14 protein-coding genes are annotated in these 18,908 nt (G+C 44.4%); 8 read left to right on the forward strand and 6 right to left on the reverse strand.

The features are described 5' to 3' along the window. Positions 1 to 10: 10 nt before the first annotated feature. Positions 11 to 1,918, reverse strand: a complete 1,908-nt coding sequence (locus BQ7997_RS18195; protein WP_073347564.1) for a RecQ family ATP-dependent DNA helicase — start codon at positions 1,916 to 1,918, stop codon at positions 11 to 13. After that, positions 1,911 to 3,629: a single-stranded-DNA-specific exonuclease RecJ gene (gene recJ / locus BQ7997_RS18200; protein ID WP_044654326.1), complete on the reverse strand. Its 1,719-nt coding sequence runs from the start codon at positions 3,627 to 3,629 to the stop codon at positions 1,911 to 1,913. Before recJ ends, BQ7997_RS18195 begins: the two co-directional genes overlap by 8 nt. A 168-nt stretch (positions 3,630 to 3,797) precedes the next feature. Between recJ and BQ7997_RS18205 the strand changes: the two genes are divergently transcribed. From BQ7997_RS18205 to BQ7997_RS18240, 8 genes are all read left to right on the forward strand, one after another. Further along, the gene (locus BQ7997_RS18205) at positions 3,798 to 4,358 is read left to right on the forward strand and encodes an RNA polymerase sigma-70 factor (RefSeq protein ID WP_073347565.1); all 561 of its coding nucleotides are present in this window, start codon (positions 3,798 to 3,800) and stop codon (positions 4,356 to 4,358) included. Positions 4,359 to 4,540: 182 nt separating this feature from the next. Beyond that, positions 4,541 to 5,485, forward strand: a complete 945-nt coding sequence (locus BQ7997_RS18210) for a FecR family protein (protein ID WP_073347566.1) — start codon at positions 4,541 to 4,543, stop codon at positions 5,483 to 5,485. A gap of 334 nt (positions 5,486 to 5,819) precedes the next feature. Continuing rightward, complete coding sequence (locus BQ7997_RS18215; protein WP_083589350.1) at positions 5,820 to 9,032, forward strand: TonB-dependent receptor; 3,213 nt, start codon at positions 5,820 to 5,822, stop codon at positions 9,030 to 9,032. 15 nt (positions 9,033 to 9,047) lie between these two features. Next, complete coding sequence (locus BQ7997_RS18220; RefSeq protein ID WP_083589299.1) at positions 9,048 to 10,316, forward strand: RagB/SusD family nutrient uptake outer membrane protein; 1,269 nt, start codon at positions 9,048 to 9,050, stop codon at positions 10,314 to 10,316. Between the two features lie 34 nt (positions 10,317 to 10,350). Further along, positions 10,351 to 11,286 (forward strand): phosphodiester glycosidase family protein, encoded by a 936-nt coding sequence (locus tag BQ7997_RS18225; protein ID WP_073347568.1) that lies wholly within the window; start codon positions 10,351 to 10,353, stop codon positions 11,284 to 11,286. 28 nt (positions 11,287 to 11,314) lie between these two features. Continuing rightward, on the forward strand, positions 11,315 to 12,742 hold the full coding sequence (locus BQ7997_RS18230; protein ID WP_073347569.1) for a BACON domain-containing protein: 1,428 nt from the start codon (positions 11,315 to 11,317) through the stop codon (positions 12,740 to 12,742). 49 nt (positions 12,743 to 12,791) lie between these two features. Beyond that, positions 12,792 to 13,646 (forward strand): phosphodiester glycosidase family protein, encoded by an 855-nt coding sequence (locus tag BQ7997_RS18235; RefSeq protein WP_073347570.1) that lies wholly within the window; start codon positions 12,792 to 12,794, stop codon positions 13,644 to 13,646. A 57-nt stretch (positions 13,647 to 13,703) separates the two neighbouring features. Beyond that, positions 13,704 to 15,107, forward strand: coding sequence for an alkaline phosphatase (locus tag BQ7997_RS18240; RefSeq protein ID WP_073348442.1), 1,404 nt, complete (start codon positions 13,704 to 13,706; stop codon positions 15,105 to 15,107). Positions 15,108 to 15,587: 480 nt separating this feature from the next. On the opposite strand, the gene BQ7997_RS18245 is transcribed toward BQ7997_RS18240, so the two are convergent. From BQ7997_RS18245 to BQ7997_RS18260, 4 genes are read right to left on the reverse strand one after another with little or no spacing between them, the layout of a single operon-like run. After that, positions 15,588 to 16,202, reverse strand: a complete 615-nt coding sequence (locus BQ7997_RS18245; protein ID WP_073347571.1) for a hypothetical protein — start codon at positions 16,200 to 16,202, stop codon at positions 15,588 to 15,590. 45 nt (positions 16,203 to 16,247) lie between these two features. After that, positions 16,248 to 16,964 carry a DUF481 domain-containing protein gene (locus tag BQ7997_RS18250; protein WP_073347572.1) on the reverse strand — a complete coding sequence of 239 codons (717 nt, stop codon included), beginning with the start codon at positions 16,962 to 16,964 and terminating at the stop codon, positions 16,248 to 16,250. An 18-nt stretch (positions 16,965 to 16,982) separates the two neighbouring features. Beyond that, on the reverse strand, positions 16,983 to 17,552 hold the full coding sequence (locus BQ7997_RS18255) for a hypothetical protein (RefSeq protein ID WP_073347573.1): 570 nt from the start codon (positions 17,550 to 17,552) through the stop codon (positions 16,983 to 16,985). 60 nt (positions 17,553 to 17,612) lie between these two features. Continuing rightward, positions 17,613 to 18,908, reverse strand: coding sequence for a flexirubin biosynthesis putative acyl-CoA ligase FlxY (locus BQ7997_RS18260; RefSeq protein ID WP_024986840.1), 1,296 nt, complete (start codon positions 18,906 to 18,908; stop codon positions 17,613 to 17,615).

Below are 18,908 nucleotides of genomic sequence, written 5' to 3' on the forward strand. Positions count from 1 at the left end.
AAGTAATAACTTATTTTGAAATATGTATCATTCCATCCTGCATCTTCAATGCGCCTTCTTCCAATAAATGATGGATGACTTCCGCGACTCTCTCTCTTTCCGCTTCTATTTTATTAGCTATCTCTACAGGGAGCAGCGGTTTCTGTGCCAGTAATTCTGTGATTTGCTGTTTCAGTTCTTCAAAAGAGTCTTCGGATAGGGTAGCATCCGTTGCACGATGGCTGATACAAACATCGCATTGTCCGCAGTTATGTTCATTTTTCTCCCCGAAGTAGCGGAGTAGCATCCGGCTGCGGCATACATTTTCCGAAGTGACATATTCTTCCATCGCCTTGATGCGCGCTTCATAGCGGACTTTGCGTTCTTCGTAGACAGAAGGCGGAATATGTACGAAACGAAGTTCCTGACGTTCGCGCGTGTATATAATATAAGGTGTCTTTTTGCGGGGAATATAATCCACGATACGGCGTTTGGTCAGCGTCACGAGTATATTGTAGATTTTTTCACGTGTCAGTCCGGTACGTATGGACAGGGATGCTTCGCTGATATAGGCATAGTCGGTGAACACGCCTGTGTACGAACGGAGAATGGTCTGTATCAGTGCTTCCGTTTCCGCCCCCATTTCGCGCAACTTGTACAACTCGTCCCGCCGAAGCGTAAACAGGATACGCGACGCATTGTCCTGTTCGTCCGTATATTCCAGATAACCGGCTTGGGACAGTATTTTCAGCGCACTGTCTACCGGCACCGGAAAGTATTTGAACTTCCGGCAAAATTCCTCGATATTGAATTCGCGGACACACTGGAATCCGTCGCCCATCGCCATCTGGTAATAATACTGCAAATGTTCGTAGACATTGAGGATATATTCTTTGTCGGGAAAAGTATCCACTACCCGTTTATGCAGCGTTGTCTTATCTGATTTGGAATATAAGATGACAGCGTAAGCCTTTTCCCCGTCTCTTCCCGCACGTCCGGCTTCTTGAAAATATGCTTCGGGAGAATCGGGAAGATCGAGATGCAGTACAATGCGGACATCAGGCTTGTCAATGCCCATTCCGAAAGCGTTTGTCGCCACCATTACGCGAACCTCTCCATTTTGCCAGCGTTTCTGCCGGAGGTCTTTCACGGCATTATCGAGTCCGGCATGATAGAAATCAGCGGTAATGTCTTCGTTTACCAACAGTTCGGTGATTTCTTTGGTTCGTCGTCTGTTACGGGCATAAATAATGGCACTACCCGGTATTCTTCGTAAGATATGTAATAATTCGCTTGTCTTATTATCCGTCTTGCGGACAATATACGCCAGGTTCTTCCGTTCGAAACTCATACGGAAAACATTTCCTTCATGGAAATTCAGGCGGGCTTGAATATCTTTCACGACTTCCGGAGTCGCGGTAGCGGTAAGTGCAAGTACCGGAACTCCCGGCAATAACTCCCGTATTTCCGCTATCTTCAGATAAGCGGGGCGGAAGTCGTATCCCCATTGCGAGATACAGTGGCTCTCGTCCACGGTAATCATGGATACCTTCATGGAACGCAGTTTGATACGGAATATTTCCGTATCCAGACGTTCCGGAGAGATATAGAGGAATTTGTAATCACCGAAGATACAGTTCTCAAGTGCGGTGATAATCTCCTGGCGTGTCATGCCGGAATATACGGCAAGCGCTTTGATACCCCGTTTTCGCAGGTTATGCACCTGATCCTTCATCAAGGCGATAAGCGGGGTAATGACGATACAAAGCCCTTCCTGGGCGAGGGCAGGTACTTGAAATGTGATGGACTTGCCGCCACCGGTCGGCATCAGTCCCAATGTATCTTTACCTTCGCCGATACTGGTAATGATCTCTTCCTGCAAGTCGCGGAAAGAGTCATATCCCCAGTATTGTTTTAATATCTCCTGATACTTATTCAATCGGTCTTATATCCTCGATTTGAAGTTGGACTTCACCACGTTTATGGGTATTCTCTTCGATGGTGTAACAGATGTCGAACGAACGTTTGGTCTTGATATAACGCACGTGTGAGCTTTGCCCGAATGCGATACCGTTCATTACATTGTTCGATTTATTGTCAACCAGTTCCAGCTTGATATGCTCCTGGTCGCGCCCCACCACTTTGCTCGTTCCATAATCGTAGACATGATGCGTACAGAAGACAGGTTTCAAATTATCAGGGCCGAAAGGATTGAACTTCTTCAGGTCATTGAAGAACTTGGGAGAAATATCCCTGAAATCGATCTCGGCATCAATGTCAATAACGGCACTCGTCTGTTCCGGCAGGATATGTTGTGAGACATATTCCTCAAACCGCTTGGTGAAAGCATCCACATTCTCTACTTTCATAGACAGTCCGGCGGCATAGGTATGCCCGCCAAAATTCTCCAGTAAGTCCCGGCAATGCTCAATCGCCTTATATACATCAAAACCGGAGACGGAACGTGCGGAACCGGTTGCCATATCATCCGTCCGGGTCAGCACCACGGCAGGGCGATAATACACTTCCGTCAACCGGGAAGCTACGATACCAATCACGCCTTTATGCCATTCCTCATTGTAAAGCACGATAGAACGGCGGTCGGCCAGCCCTTCCAGGTTGGCAACGATTTTGTTCGCCTCTTCCGTCATACTCTTGTCGAGGTCTTTGCGAGTCTCGTTATACTGATTGATTTGTCCGGCCTTCTCAAGCGCGGCTGAGAAGTCTTTTTCCGTCAGTAAGTCCACCGCTTCTTTTCCGTTCTGGATACGTCCCGACGCATTGATGCGCGGCCCGATTTTGAAAACAATATCGCTGACGGTGATTTCCTTTTCAGAAAGTCCGCATACGTCGATAATGGCTTTCATTCCGATACTCGGGTTGCTGTTCAATTGCTTCAAGCCATGAAAGGCAAGAATGCGGTTTTCGCCCATAATCGGCACAATGTCCGATGCGATACTTACCGCTACGATGTCAAGCAGCGGAATCAAGTGGTGAAACTCGATACCGTTATTGATAGCGAATGCCTGCATAAACTTGAAACCGACACCACAACCGGAAAGGTGAGTGTACGGATACGTATTGTCCAGGCGTTTAGCATTCAAAATAGCTACGGCAGGCGGCAGAATATCATCCGGCACATGATGGTCGCAAATGATGAAATCAATGCCTTTCTCTTTGGCATACGTAATTTCCTCTACTGCTTTTATTCCGCAATCGAGTACGATAATCAGTCCTACACCGGTTTCAGCGGCATAGTCTATTCCTTTTTTAGAAATGCCATACCCTTCGTTGTAGCGGTCGGGTATGTAATAATCAAGGTTCGAATAGAACTGTTGAATAAACTTGTAGACCAGTGCCACGGCGGTAGTACCGTCTACGTCATAATCTCCATAAATTAGAATACGTTCTTTCTTTCCCATCGCCTTGTTCAGACGTTCTACTGCAATATCCATGTCCTTCATCAGGAACGGGTCATGCAGGTCGGGCAATTGCGGGCGGAAAAACTTCTTGGCGTCCGTTGCCTTCGTTATTCCCCGCTGCACCAAAAGTTGTCCAAGTATCGGGCTAATCCCTAATTCCTGGGCCAATGTTTGGCTTGTCTCTGCCTGTTCGGGTGTAATGGGTCGATAATTCCATTTGTGATTCATTTTATATATTGTTTTTTCTTTTTCTGCTCTCAGGGGTTGAGAAAGGCACTTCTTTCCAACGAGGGGTAAAAGTACGAAAAAAACGGGAAGTGGGAGTAGATATGACGAAAATATTTCAAGGGTAACTTTCTTTTATTTATCTTTGCTCCACCAATATGTATCTGATAAATGAGAAAGCCGGGTAACGTCACAGACTCCAATATGACATTTGATAATATCTATTCAGAGTATTATCAACGTTGCTTCCTGTTCGCTAAATCCTATCTCCATGATGAAATGCTGTCGAAGGACATAGCTTCCGAAGCAATGATTTCTTTATGGACTACGATGAAGACGGAAGAAGTGGATAATGTCCGTGCTTTCCTGATGACCGTAGTAAAGAACCAGTCGTTGAATCATCTGCGGAACGAACACCTGCGGATGGAAGCTCGTGAGAATATCTTGAATGATGAGCTTTATGAACTTGATTTCCGCATCTCTTCTTTGGACGCCTGCAATCCGACGGATATTTTCTCGGAAGAAATAGACCGGATTGTCAACCGGACGTTGGATACCCTGCCGTTGCAAACCCGGAATGTTTTCAGAATGAGCCGTTATGAGAACAAATCCATAAAAGAGATAGCCGACGCATTGAATATCAGTGTCAAAGGTGTCGATTATCATATCAGTAAGGCTCTGAAAGCCTTACGTGTCAGTCTGAAAGATTATCTTTATCTCTTCTTCTTTTAATAAAGTACTGCTTTATCCCTAGTCTATTAATAGATAAGGAGTGGAGAAGTACTGTCCTGACCATTAATAACCTGCTGATGGAAGAAAAACTCACTTTTTTCATCTTTTCAACTAGTGAACTTCTTTTCTGGCGTGTCTATTATGTACAAGGCGGATAAATGCTTTGGATAATAGAACGCTATATGGACGTAAGACTACTTAATAAATATATTGCCGGTGACGTACTTCCCGAAGAAAAGAAGGAAGTGATACGTTGGATGAGGGAGAGCGAAGAACATCGTGAACAACTGATGCAGTTGCATCGCATTTATAACGCAACTCTTTGGAATGGAAACGTTGACAGCCGGGATTCGAAGAATACGGAAAAGAAGAAACCTGTAATGCGGTATCTTTGGGCATCGATGAAGATAGCCGCGGTGGTTGCCATGCTCGCTTTTATTATCCATAAGGAATATCAGGACTATCGGTTGGAACATTCTACCGATGTGCAGACGGTAACCGTTCCGGCAGGGCAGCGTGCCAGTCTGATATTAGCCGACGGGACAACTGTTTGGCTCAACTCCAACTCCACATTGAAATACCCCGCCAACGGCTTCCACTCTAAAAACAGAAAAGTGACTTTGGAAGGAGAAGGGTACTTCGAAGTGGCTCATGACGAGAAACACCCTTTCATTGTTGAAACGGAGAAATATGACATCCGGGTATTGGGAACCACTTTCAACGTATCCGCCTATCCGAATTCCGATATGTTCGAAACATCTCTGATAGAAGGAAAGGTAACTGTCTACCAACCGGATACACAACATGAAGTGACCTTGAAACCTCATGAAAAGGTGGAAGCTAAAAACGGAAAACTCTATAAGGAGACTTTTTCATCGGACAATGATTTTTTGTGGAGAATGGGTATCTATTCCTTCAAGGATGAGCCGTTGGAAACTGTCTTCAAGAAACTGGAGCAATATTATGAAGTGAAGATTATTAATAAGAACGAGGAAATCGCTTCCCGCCCGTGTACCGGTAAATTCCGTCAGAAAGAAGGAATCGAGCACGTGATGAAGGTATTGCAGAAGTACGTCAAATTCAACTATACGCAGGACGATGAGAAAAACCAGATAATTATCTATTAAATTAACCCTAGTATTTAATCTAAAAAAGAAACACCCGGAATGAGAGCAAGAGAACCAGCCCCATCAAAACAGAAATATCGGTAAATGCTGCAACACTTACCGATATGTGAGAAGTCAATAAAAAAGACTCGACATCTGTTACAAATCTTTATGTATTAACTTAATAACTCTAGGCAAAGATATGAAAAATAATCTTTGGTGTGGACGTATTGTCCATAGAAAAACACACTGTACTCAAATTTTAAGAATTATGAGGTTAACTGTCTTTTTCCTGTTATTCATTATCTTTGAGACGTATGCTTTGAACAGCTATTCTCAGAATCAAAAAGTTACGATGAATAAAGGAACCGCAACATTGGCCGAAATCATCAGGCAGATTGAAAAGCAAACAGACTATTTGTTTATTTACAATGAACGTGAAGTTAGTCTGAAACGGAAAGTTTCCATTTCTACTCAAGACGGGACAGTGGCAAGTCTGCTGCTGGATGCGTTGCACGGTACGGAATTCTCCTACACGATGGAAGGGAAGCACATCATCCTTACGAAAAAACAAGCAGAAGTGCAAAATCCTGTGCAGAACAGAAGAAGAGTGACCGGACAAGTCAAGGAATATTCGGGCGAGGTTATCGTTGGGTGTAATGTGTCGGTCAAAGGCACTACTATCGGTACAATCACCGATATAAATGGCAAGTACAGCCTCGAAGTTCCCGATAATGCCACCTTGGTCTTTTCATTTCTGGGATATAAGAGCATGGAATATCCGGTGAAAGCGCAGCAGACCATCAATGTGACTTTGGACGAAGATTCGAAAGCATTGAATGAAGTGGTCGTAGTGGGATACGGAACACAGCGCAAAGCGTTGGTTACGAATGCTATCAGCTCTTTCAAACCGACAGAATCGAATATGCGTCCGGTGTTGACACCGAGTGAATTATTGCAGGGACGTGTAGCGGGTGTCACGGTATCGACCGGCTCAGGCAACCTGGGAAGTTCCGAACGAATGAGCATTCGTGGTGCCGCCTCTTTGAGCGCCAGCAATGAACCGCTTTATGTGGTAGACGGGATACCCATCCTCAACAGTAATGCTTCCTTATTTAATATGGGAGAAGATTTAAGCTCGATGGCGGTATTGAACCTGACGGATATTGAATCTATCGAAGTACTGAAAGATGCGGCTTCGGCAGCTATCTACGGTTCGCGTGCCACCAATGGGGTCGTAGTGATTACCACAAAATCCGGTAAAGAGGGACGTTCGGATATTCGTTTGAATGTCAGTACGGGAATTTCCAAATTCGCCAATAAAGGACGCATCAAATATGCGGATTCCGACTTGTATGTAGAAACCTACAACGATGGAGTCGAACGTTATAATCGTCAGAATGGTTACACCGTAGGTTCTGCGGGTTATGTGGTTCCCATCTCCAACCCATTCCAGGGATTACCCGATACGGATTGGCTGGATTTGATTACTCAAGTGGGACATTCTTACAATGTAGACCTCTCCTTCTCCGGCGGAAGCAAGAAAACTAAATTCTATGTGGGAGCCAACTACAATTATCAGGAAGGTATAATCAAGACCAATGACATAACCAAAATCAATCTGAAAGCCAAGATTAGTCACGAAATGACTTCCTGGTTGGAAGTCGGTGCTAATGTCAGCGGTAATTATCTGAAAAACAATCGTGTTCCGGGAGCCAATATCGGTTCTACCATTGTAGCCCGTGCCGTTGAACAACGTCCTTTCGACCGTCCGTACAAACCGAACGGTGACTATTATTTAGGTGGAACCGACGAACTGGCACGTCATAATCCACTTCAGATTCTGAATGAAGAAGTATCCTATATTGATACCTACCGTTATTTAGGAACGTTCAATGCCGACTTAAAATACAAGAAGTTCAGTCTGAAAAACTCTGTCAGCACCGACATCGGATATACGTATGACTATGTGTACTACAATGAGAATCATCCTTATGGAGCAGGCGGCGGACGTATTGTGGAGTACAACCGCCTGGTGAAGAACTTATTGATAGAGAATGTATTCAACTATAATGATAAGTTCGGTGATTTTGAAGCGGGTTTGATGCTGGGACATTCTTTCCAGAAGATGTCCACCCGTACGTCTTCCATTGACGGACGCGGTTTCCCTTCTCCGGTATTTGATACGGTAGGCACGGCTTCCGAAATCTATAACGCTTCGGGCGGTATCTCCGAGTTTGCCATGGAGTCTTACTTCGGACGTATCAATCTGTCTTATTTAGACCGTTACATCTTGAATGTGACCATGCGTTCGGACGGTTCTTCCCGTTTTGCTCCTTCCGACCGTTACGGATACTTCCCTTCCGTTTCTCTAGGATGGAATGTTTCAAAAGAATCTTTCTGGAAATTCCCTCAGACAGACTTGAAGTTCCGCCTGAGTTATGGAAAGACCGGAAATCAGGATGGAATCGGCAACTATGCCTGGCAACCGTTGATGTCCGGTGGCATCAACTACGGCAATAATAGCGGTATGGCGGTCACCAGTATGGGAAACAACAAACTGACGTGGGAAACCGCCGACCAGTATGACTTCGGTTTCGACCTCGGCTTCTGGAACGGAAAGCTGAACATGATTGCGGATATATATCTGAAGAATACGAACAACCTTCTTTATTCAATGCCCCTGCACGGTACAAGTGGATTTACCAGTATCACCAGTAATATCGGTTCCATGCGGAATTATGGTGTCGAGTTTTCAATAAACGGGCATATGAATATCGGCAAGGTGAACTGGACTTCTTCTTTCAATATATCCCACAACAAGAATAAGCTTACTAAATTGCTGGGAGATGATTTGCTTCCGATAGGCGCCAACCGCGCTTTGAAAGTGGGTAAGGAACTGGGGGCTTTCTACCTGTTCCAAATGGACGGTCTCTATCAATATGACGGCGAAGTGCCGCAACCCTTGTATGACTTGGGCGTCCGTGCCGGTGACGTGAAATACCATGACGTGGATAACAATGGCATTATCAATGATAACGACCGTGTGCTGACAGGTTCTTCCAATCCCGATTTCTTCGGTGGATGGAACAATACTTTCAAGTATAAAGGATTCCAGTTGGATGTATTCTTCACCTATATGTATGGCAACGATGTATATGCCGAATGGGCGGTGACAGCTACCCGTCCGGGTTACCGGATGGCTATCACGGAAGATGTCGCGAAGAATCGCTGGACAGCTCCGGGAAGTTCGGATAAATATCCGCGTGCGGTCAATACATTGTGCGGACACAATAGCAAGAACTCCACCCGTTTTCTGGAAGACGGTTCTTTTATCCGTCTGCGTTCTCTGACATTCAGTTATACATTCCCGCAAGTAATGTTACAGAAGATTCGCCTGAAAGGGCTTCGTATGTACGTTCAGGGAGACAACCTGCTGCTGTTCTCCAAATACTCCGGTTGGGATCCGGAAGTGAGTAAGAATATGGATCCGCAGTTCTTTGGAGTCGACTTGTACGGAGTGCCGCCTTCACGTTCGGTCAATTTCGGAATAAACCTTAGTTTCTAATCATAAACGCTCACAATGATGAAAAAGATTATTTATATATTTCTCGGATGCCTGTTGTGGACTTCATGCAGCGGTATGCTGGATATTGAATCGCATTCTGCCGTATCGCCGGGAAGCGTGACTCCCAAAGACCTGTCTGCCCTGCGAATGGGGATGTACAATAAAGTGCAGAACTCTCCGGCACGCGAATCATACATCACCTTCGATATATTAGGCGGTGACTTGACCCAAAGTACGGGAAATGCAAGAGACTTGATAAACTCGGTACTTTCTTCTTTGAATTCAATAGTCGCTACTAGTTGGAACGGCTATTACAATGCTCTATATCAGGTGAATAATGTAATTTCCATCGTAGAAGACCTTCCCGAATCCGACCTGCGGAATCTGATTATCGGAGAAGCACATTATTTCAGGGCATACATTTACCACGCGCTGGTGACCCGTTGGGGCGGTGTCCCTATTCAGAAAGTGAATACCATGGAAAAGCCTTTCCGTGATCCGGAAGAAGCCGTATGGGCATTTATTGAAGAGGAACTCGAAACGGCGCTTGCTTTCCTGGGCACGTCTTCAAGTTATTATTATGTGTCCCGGGATGCTGCCGTAGCTCTGAAAGCCCGTGTAATGCTGGAACGTGGAAAACTGACGGAAGCTGCTGCTTTGGCCGAGAGCCTGATAACAAATGGGAAGTATAAACTGGACAGCTTCGATAAGATATTCCGGGGACAGGCAAATTCGGAAGTCATCTTCTCTTTCCAATGTCTGGCAGAAGAATCGAATATCACCATTTCCACCTTATTCTATACATATGCTCATCCCAATCACGGCAGCTATGTGTATCGTCCCACGAACGACGTAATGAATATGTATGACGACAAGGATAAACGGAAAGAAGTTTCCATTATCAATGTAGGTGCCGAACCTTGTATCAATAAATATCCGAGCGGACAGACCGGTACCGACCCGGTAGTGATGAGTCGTTTGGCTGAAATGTACCTGATAAGTGCGGAAGCGCAAGGACTCTTCAAAGGTCTGGGACGGCTGAACGAATTGCGGAAAGAACGCGGGCTGGACGCCGTAAATCCGAAGGATGAAGACGAATTTATAGAATATATTCTGGACGAACGCCGGAAGGAACTGCTTGCTGAAGGTTTCAGATATTATGACCTCATACGTACGAATAAGGCAAAGACAATGCTTGGACTGAAAGATTATCAGTTGGTATTGCCTATACCGGGCAAGGAAATGATTTCGAATCCGAACCTGGAGCCGAATCCCGGATATTGATAATGATTGTATTTATACTTATTAAAGAGACAAAATGATGAAAAAACTGATATATGATTCCGCTCTTCTTCTTTTGGGTTGTCTGCTATGGACGGGATGCAATAATGATGAAGACCTGACCGTCTATTCCACCGAGGGCGCGAAAACGGAGTTGGGACAGAAGATAATTGCCGGAAGTGACGGATACGTCGGACAATATTTCTCGGACACTACTTACACGTTGGCTCCGGGTGTAAAGGCTTTGGAGATGGAAATCCTTTCTGCCACAGGTATGGCGGTAAAGATGTTTGTCCTGGAAGTCGATTTGAAAGACACGCATCTGACGATGAAGGCTTCGTCTCCCAAAGACGAAGGCAAGCTCAAGACGAAACAACAAATGACGTTGCAGGCATTGGCACACGACAAACAGGGCAGCCGTGTTCTGGCTGCCGTGAATGGTGATTTCTTTGCTACGGACGGAACACCGCAAGGCATTTACTACCGGAACGGAGTATGTCTGAAGAATACGATGACCGATAATGTATGTACTTTCTTTGCCGTCACGAAGGGTAAGAAGGCGGTGATTGGCTCGTATGACGAATATGATACTTATAAGGATGAGATTCTGGAAGCGGTGGGCGGTCGCGTGCGTTTGATGACGAACGGGAATGTGCTTCCTCAGACATCAACGGCACTGGAACCCCGGACGGCTATCGGCGTGACGGACAATAATGTCGTTTATATTTTGGTTGCCGACGGACGTAACTTTTGGTACTCCAACGGCATGAGGTATGCTGAAATGGGAGCTGTCATGAAAGCGTTGGGAGCGAAGGATGCTATCAATCTGGATGGCGGTGGTTCGTCTACGTTCATTATCCGCTCGAAGGCGGGATTTGAAGAGGACCGTTTTGCTATCCGCAATTGGCCTTATGATAATGGCGGTGTCGAAAGAGCGGTTGCCAACGGACTGTTGGTGGTGACCGATAATTAATAGTTTGAATCTTAATAGTTGAATCATTATGATACGAAATAATAGAATGTATAGTTGCCGGCAAGGTCTATGGGGAATCATCTGTTGTCTGTCCTTGCTGATGGGTATGGCAAGCTGTCAGGACTTTACGGATGATACGGGACGTACAATGCCCGAACCGGATTTGAAGTTTGCGGACGGAACGCTGAATCTTCCGTTGGAAGAAAAGGAATATACGGTGGATATCGAATCCAATCTGCCTTGGCGTGTGAAGACTTCCGTCACTTGGATTGACTTGCTTTCATCGAACGGGATGGGGACGGGAAGTTTCAGAATATCGGTATCCAAAAATGCGAATGTAGCTCCCCGCGAAGCGGAAATTGCAGGCTGGATTATCGAAGGTGCCGAAACAAAGCTGAAAGTGGTACAGGAAGGAGTGGGCATCGCTCTAAAAAAACGTGCGGTGAAAGTAGGTGCGGAAGGCAGTGCGGAAGAGGTGATACCTTTTTCGACAATGGTTACTTACACATACGAACTATCTGAAGGATGCGACTGGATACACGTTACCGACGGGGCAGCAATTACTCCGGGCGTCATCAATGAATCGGAACTGAAATTGGCGATTGACCCTTATACGGATATAGACGAGGGACGTACCGCCTCATTGTACCTGAAAGGTTCGAATGGGATTACCGACGTACTGACGATAACGCAGGATAAGAAACCCTTGGGAGACATCGATTACCTGAGAATGTTCTACGAAAGTGCGAACGGGGATAACTGGACGAAGAAATGGAACTTTGACGCTCCACTGGAAACTAACCCGACAAACTGGTTCGGATTGAAGTTTGAGAATAAGAGGGTGGTTGAGATTGATATTCAGTCCCCGAATAATATCGAAGGAGATATTATCCCCTTATGCAACTTGTCGGAACTGAGAAGCATAAAGTTCAAACATCAGAAGTTAGCAGGTATTCCAGAGGAAATAGGACAACTGTCCCAGTTGACCACTTTATGGATAATAGAATCTGCTGCAAGCGGAAACTTGCCGGAATCTTTGGGAGAATGTGAATTATTGACTAGCTTTAACATCTCAAATCATCCAACTTCCACTCCGGCCGGATTTAACAACACGTTTACCGGCAATCTGGATATGTTGATAAATATCCCCGGTATGGTGACAATAAAGGCATATTGCAATAATTTGAGCGGACCGCTTCCGGTTATTCCGTTAGACGGAAACAATAAACCGACCACTTGGAAGAGCCTGAAAGAGTTTATGATTTATACCAACGGATTCAGTGGAAGTATCCCTTACGGATATGGAACGGTAATCGAGAAGAGTGGTTCGACTGGTATATTCAGAGTGAATGATAATCAGTTGAGTGGACAGATACCTGCGGATATTAAGGCATGGTCGCAATATGCAACCCGGAAAGCTGCTTGGATAATGCAAGGAAATAGTCTTACTGAATAAAATAACTTGATTAATTTATTAACTTAACACATTTATCTGTCTGTTTACAATGAGAAAATACTTCGTTATCCTTGTCTTAGCTCTTTGTTCCGTCGGAACATTGAAAGGGCAGACTGCATCAGATTCTTTGGCAATCGTTTCCGCACAATGGGAGATAATACATGCTCAAAAAGGAATTATCCACAAGAGTGCGTCTATACCTCAGCTTTATCAGTGCCCCCAAGTTATCAACCTGATAGAGATTGACCCCGGCAAAGGGATGAAAGCGGGTATTGCTCTATCGGACGGTATGAAAAAGACAAGCCGGATAGCTTCCGAACATCATGCGCTTGCGGCAATCAATGGTTCTTATTTTGATATGAAGCATGGGAATTCTGTCTGTTTCCTGAAAACAGACAGGCAAGTGATTGATACGACAACGATAAACGAGTTTAAACTACGTGTCACGGGAGCCATTTATGAACGGAACGGAAAGATGAAGCTGATTCCCTGGAACAGACAGATAGAGAAAAAATATAAGCGAAAGGTGGGTACAATATTGGCATCCGGTCCGTTATTATTAAAAGACGGTCGGGTATGCGACTGGAGCTTATGTGGAAAGGACTTTGTTCAGAACAAGCATCCCCGTAGTGCTGTTTGCATGACGAAGGATGGAAAGATACTGCTTGTCACGGTGAACGGACGTTTTCCGGGGCGTGCCGAAGGGGTTAATATCCCCGAACTGGCACACTTGCTTCGGATATTAGGCGGTAAGGATGCGTTGAACCTGGACGGTGGCGGTTCCACAACATTATGGCTGTCGGGAGTACCGGAGAATGGTGTCGTCAATTATCCTTGTGATAATAAACGTTTCGACCATGCCGGAGAACGCGGAGTGCCCAACATCATTTATATTTATGAATAACCTTATTATTTATTAGCTATCGCACGACTTAAAGCTGCGAATAAAATGGAAAATGAAATGAAGAAACTTTTAAGATTGTCCCTGTTCGGGCTATTATTACTGTGTAGTGTCGTTGTAAACGGAGCACAAGTCCCCAAATATATCTTCTTGTTTATCGGTGACGGCATGGGATTCAACCATGTGGAAGCAACCCAAATTTATGCGGAGAAAGTAGGAACAGATACGGGCGAACGCTCGCTGCTATTTCCCACTTTCCCTGTATTGACTCAAGTATGCACGCGTTCGGCTTCTCACTTGATTACGTGTTCATCCGCTGCGGCTACCGCTTTGGCTACCGGAGAAAAAACGACGAACTATGTAATCGGAATGGATGCGGAAAAGAATCACGGGTTAAAATCCCTGGCACGCCAACTGAAAGATAAAGGTTATAAAATAGGAATAATCACCTCTGCCTCTATCGATCACGCTACCCCCGGTGGATTCTATGCTTCACAGCCCGACCGTTCTATGTATTACGAAATAGGAGTGGATGCCGCCAATTCCGGTTTCGATTTCTTCGGCGGGGCGGGATTGCTCGAACCTCGCAGCAAGCGGAACCTTTCGGCGCCTTGCCTTTATGACCTGTTTAATCAGAAAGGCTATACGATGTTTCGTGGAATGGACGCTTATAACCGTGCTACTGCAAAGGATAAAATTCTTCTCTTCCCAACCGATACAGTGAGCAAAAGCCTGAAATATGCGATGGACCGTTCTGGAAAAGACTTGAGTTTGCCTGACTTGACAAAAGCCTGCCTTGCTAATTTTCAGGAAACCGCGAAGAAGGGTTTCTTTATGATGGTAGAAGGCGGAAAAATAGATTGGGCGGCCCATGCCCATGACGGTGGCGCTGTTGTGAAAGAAACCATTGATTTCGACCAATGTATCCGCTTGGCTTATGATTTCTACAAAAAGCATCCGAACGAGACATTGATATTAGTGACTGCCGACCACGAAACGGGCGGTCTTGGACTGGGCAACTCCGATATGAACTTGAATATAGACTTGCTCCAATACCAGAAGTGTTCACAAGAAGCCTTGACTGCTGCTATGCGTGAAATGAAAAGCGGAAAGATGATTCCTTCGTGGGAAGACATGAAAGCGTTTCTGAAAAAGAACCTGGGCTTTTGGGAACAAATTAAGATTACTCCGCGTGAAGAACTGGAATTATTGGTTTGCTACGAAGAGTCTTTCTTGAAGAAGAAGTCGAAAGATGTGGTCAGCCTTTACGCGAAAGATGAATCTTTAGCGGTGGCTGCTATTGCCTTGCTGGATAAGAAGGCATCATTGGGATGGACAACTAAAACTCATACGGGAGCACCCGTGCCATTGTATGCGATAGGCAAGCAGGCTGTTCTTTATTCGGGCAGGAGAGATAATACGGATATGGCTAATGTTTTGCGAAAGTTATTCCTTATCAAATAGGGAGAGGTTTATCAATCAAGAATGTGAGTCAGTATTTGAGTTAGAGAAAACCGGTACGGTTATGAATCAAATCCGTACGGTTATGTTATGAACTAATTTCGAGCTTGTGCAGATTTATTTTTAATGCTTAATGGATTTATGGTTAATGATACATGGCTTTATTCGTCTGACAACTGTTTCTTTTTCGTCTGACAGTTGTTAGATGAAAGAATAACAGTTGTCAGACGAAAGTTTAACAATTGTCAGACGAATAAAGTTATGTATAACGGGGATTAAATCATTGTATACTACCAATAAAGTTTTAGAAAAACTAAGTTTAGTTCATTTCTGCACCGTATTGAATGAAACCGCAAGAAAAGAAACAAACTTTTGGTGCAATTACCCTAATTGAGTGCTAATGTATTGAGAAATAAAAAAAGCGAGACTTCCAGGGAAACTTCGCTTTTTCGTTATTGTAATATCCGAAAGCAATATATGGCTTTAGTTTTTTATTTTACGCAACTTTGCCTTCTTAATGAAGAATTTGGCAAGTTCTCTTCCTGCTTTGGCATACGTTTCCTGAACGCGATATCCGGAAGTAAAATCAGTACCCCAAAAGTTATTGGCTGAGGCATTGCGTATTCGGATAGAGGCTACTTGCTCGCCTGTTTCAATATTCTTCACTTTGCAACTTAAGTCGACCGAGGCATTTTGTCGCATGACACCTACATTCCAGCCGGGTTCTGTGAAGTCCGTATTGATTTCAATTCGATGTTGCGCTCCTTCTGTACCTGCTGTGATACCTACCTCACTCATATATTTGTCGAAAAGCTCTAAGAACTTTGGTTCAAACCGCTCTTTGCGGTCACCATACCAGGCTTCTTTCCATTGCTCGCCTTTGCCCTCTTCTTTCTTGTTATACTCGGACACTTTCTTATCTACATATTCTTTTTCGGTTAGCTTGCCTACCAACATCTCTTCATAAGAGAAAGAAAAGTCAATGGTTTTCTGGGCTTTAATGAAATCAATAGAACCGGAAGTCATAACAATGCTTTGTGCGTATGAAAGGATAGTAAAGCAACTTAATAATACAACTGTTGTTATTCTCTTTTTCATGCTTTTGTTTGGCTTGTTATTATGGATATTAGTTACTTAAATCTACTAGAATTCAAATCCTACTTTAAATCCAAGACCTTCCAAATCCGCTGTGTCGTCATAACTAATATAATAGCCACTGTAATAGTAATCATATTGCTGATAGTTATATTCCAATTTGAGATTTAGAGCTTTTTTGCCTTTTAGGGAGAAACGTACTCCGATACCGGTAGAGACATACAGTCCTTCAACATCTCCAACTGAATATCCTGTTTTGATATCAGCAAACGGAGTTACTTTCTTGTTGATAAAGTTGGCTCTGAAATCAACAAAGATAGGTACGGCTATCAGGTCTGCATCGGTATAGAAATCTGCCGCAACACCACCACCCAAGTAGAAATAGTTATTGAACTGGTATCCGTGGGAAGTTGAAATTTCTACTTTGTTCGCATCATAATCACTAAGATCAGCTATGTAACCGAAGTCAACGAAACCTTTATAGCCTTTCAGTGTATTTCTCGCTGCTTTGCGATTGTCGATATCGGTGCGATAATCTCTTGTGTATCTTTCCTCTTTAATGATTTTCTCCACTTCATTCATCTGGCAGATGATGAGACTGCCGTCGCCGGTCTTAATCTTTAAAGAAACATTGGGCACTTGCTCAATGATAACTCCTTTGATAACGCTTCCGTTTTTCAGATATACAACTTCTGTGTAGTTTTGAGCTGCAACGTAAGTACTGATACTCAGTAATAAAGTCAGTAATAATAGTAGTTTTCTCATAATTCTATTTCTAATTGTTTATAATTTCTTGAGTGCGCTATGAATGGAACCGGCCCAGTAGTTACGTAATCCGAATCCACCTGCTTTTCCTTCTGTAATCCATTCCTCAATGATTTCTTTAGTTTCGGTATTGAAGAATACGACTTCATATGTACCTCTGTTTTTTGACTTGTCCAGGAATTGTGCGACAAATACCATGCCTACGCCGGGCGTTTTCTGAATAGGCAGTGCTTCGATGGCTGTCTTGATTTGTTCTTTGTCGAGACTATACTCTGTTTTAGTAGTCATCAGTTCGGACTCGTTAATATTGCGATTTACCTGATTGACAGCGTCCAGTGAAATTTCCGTCACCTCTTTTTTCAACTGTTTGCCTACATTATACTTCTTGGCTTCCGTGATAAACAATTCATTGATACGTCTGAAAGCATCTTTGAATTGTAGCGGTGATTCATCCGCACCGAAAACTTTGACCTGAGAATAGTCTACACCATAGAATTTGATAGACTGAACATCTTTCAATGCACTTTTGCCTTGTCCGAAACAGAACAGGCTTGTGCTTAAGAATAAGAATAGGATAAGTTTTTTCATATACGTTAATGTTAAAGTGAATTATGTATATTGTTATCGATTCCCAAAAGTAGAAAAAAGTTATCGTAAATCAATGAATTTAATCGCTTTTCGACTCATGGGTGGCATTTGTATCTTGGCGATATACTCCGCCGACTCGAAATTGATGCTTGGCGCCACTCTGACTTTCGAGCGGAACAAGTCCTTTATCTCCTTGGCAAAACTCTCGCTGCGGTTCTCGCTTCCGATGCGAATCAGAATCTCATCCGTACCCAGTTCGTTGGTGTAGACCTCTATAATGTAGTTCTTTACCAAAGGAATATTATCCAGAATATCGAATAATGCGGGTGGATATAATGTCGTGCCTTTGTACTTTATCATTTGCCCTTTCCGACCGAGGATGGAACTCAGGCGAATCGTGTTTCTTCCGCAGGCACAAGGTGAGGTGTGATGGTAACAGATATCACCCGTTTTGAAGCGGAGCAGCGGCATCCCTTTGACACCCAATGTCGTAATGGTCACTTCGCCTGCTTCTCCCTCGGCAACAGGCTGGTTATTATCATCCAGAAACTCGACGATGATAAGTTCCGGTTGCAGATGTCCGCCGTGGAATTCGCTGCATTCGGTGAAGGATGACTGCATTTCGGTGGAAGCATACGTGGAATACAGTTGCAAGGCAGGCCATTTATCATGTATTTTCTGTCCGAGCGTATTTAACTGGAACTCCTGGTTGCGCAATGCTTCACCGATACAGATACATTTCTGCATGGAACAGGCATTATAGTCGATATGGTTTTTCTCGGCGAACTCTATCAGTTTGATAAGGAAAGAAGGAACCACCATTCCGCAAGTGGGTTGTATCCGGCGAATCGTATCCCATTGCAGCTCGGGGATGCCGTTGCCTACACGGATAACTCCCATGCCGAGTTCGCGCGCGCCCATATAATATGCCAGTCCTGCCATGAAGCGGCGGTCGATGGTAGTCATCAGTTGCAGGATATCCTGCCTGGTGCATCCGGTGGTGGTGAAAGATAGAAACTCGTTGTAGGATAAGCGGTCGAGGTCTTCGGAAGTGAGGACGAAAGTCACCGGGTCGCCTAATGTGCCGGAAGTCGTCACGTAGTCGATGATTTCTTCTTTGCCTACGCAGATGAAATCTTCATTATGAAGTTGCAAATCCGTCTTCGTGGTAACGGGGATTTGTTGCAGGTCTTCTATCTTCCGAATCCGGTTGATATCGATATGATGTTCCTCGAACATCTGTTGGTAGAACTTGGAATGTGCTTGCAGATAGGCTAACGCTTCAGCTAGCTGTTCTTCCTGATAGCATTTTATTTCTTCCGGTGAGCGGAACTGAATGTCGGGATTCTTTTCCAT

Source organism: Bacteroides congonensis, assembly GCF_900130125.1.
Taxonomy (GTDB): Bacteria; Bacteroidota; Bacteroidia; order Bacteroidales; family Bacteroidaceae; genus Bacteroides; species Bacteroides congonensis.

Excerpts from the sequence above, each read along its gene's own strand:
- recJ (WP_044654326.1), bottom strand. The coding sequence starts at position 3,629 with ATGAATCACAAATGGAATTATCGACCCATTACACCCGAACAGGCAGAG.
- BQ7997_RS18215 (WP_083589350.1), top strand. The coding sequence starts at position 5,820 with ATGAATAAAGGAACCGCAACATTGGCCGAAATCATCAGGCAGATTGAA.
- BQ7997_RS18235 (WP_073347570.1), top strand. The coding sequence starts at position 12,792 with ATGAGAAAATACTTCGTTATCCTTGTCTTAGCTCTTTGTTCCGTCGGA.
- BQ7997_RS18220 (WP_083589299.1), top strand. The coding sequence starts at position 9,048 with ATGATGAAAAAGATTATTTATATATTTCTCGGATGCCTGTTGTGGACT.
- BQ7997_RS18260 (WP_024986840.1), bottom strand. The coding sequence starts at position 18,908 with ATGGAAAAGAATCCCGACATTCAGTTCCGCTCACCGGAAGAAATAAAA.
- BQ7997_RS18250 (WP_073347572.1), bottom strand. The coding sequence starts at position 16,964 with ATGAGAAAACTACTATTATTACTGACTTTATTACTGAGTATCAGTACT.
- BQ7997_RS18240 (WP_073348442.1), top strand. The coding sequence starts at position 13,704 with ATGAAGAAACTTTTAAGATTGTCCCTGTTCGGGCTATTATTACTGTGT.
- BQ7997_RS18225 (WP_073347568.1), top strand. The coding sequence starts at position 10,351 with ATGATGAAAAAACTGATATATGATTCCGCTCTTCTTCTTTTGGGTTGT.
- BQ7997_RS18205 (WP_073347565.1), top strand. The coding sequence starts at position 3,798 with ATGAGAAAGCCGGGTAACGTCACAGACTCCAATATGACATTTGATAAT.
- BQ7997_RS18230 (WP_073347569.1), top strand. The coding sequence starts at position 11,315 with ATGATACGAAATAATAGAATGTATAGTTGCCGGCAAGGTCTATGGGGA.
- BQ7997_RS18210 (WP_073347566.1), top strand. The coding sequence starts at position 4,541 with ATGGACGTAAGACTACTTAATAAATATATTGCCGGTGACGTACTTCCC.
- BQ7997_RS18245 (WP_073347571.1), bottom strand. The coding sequence starts at position 16,202 with ATGAAAAAGAGAATAACAACAGTTGTATTATTAAGTTGCTTTACTATC.
- BQ7997_RS18255 (WP_073347573.1), bottom strand. The coding sequence starts at position 17,552 with ATGAAAAAACTTATCCTATTCTTATTCTTAAGCACAAGCCTGTTCTGT.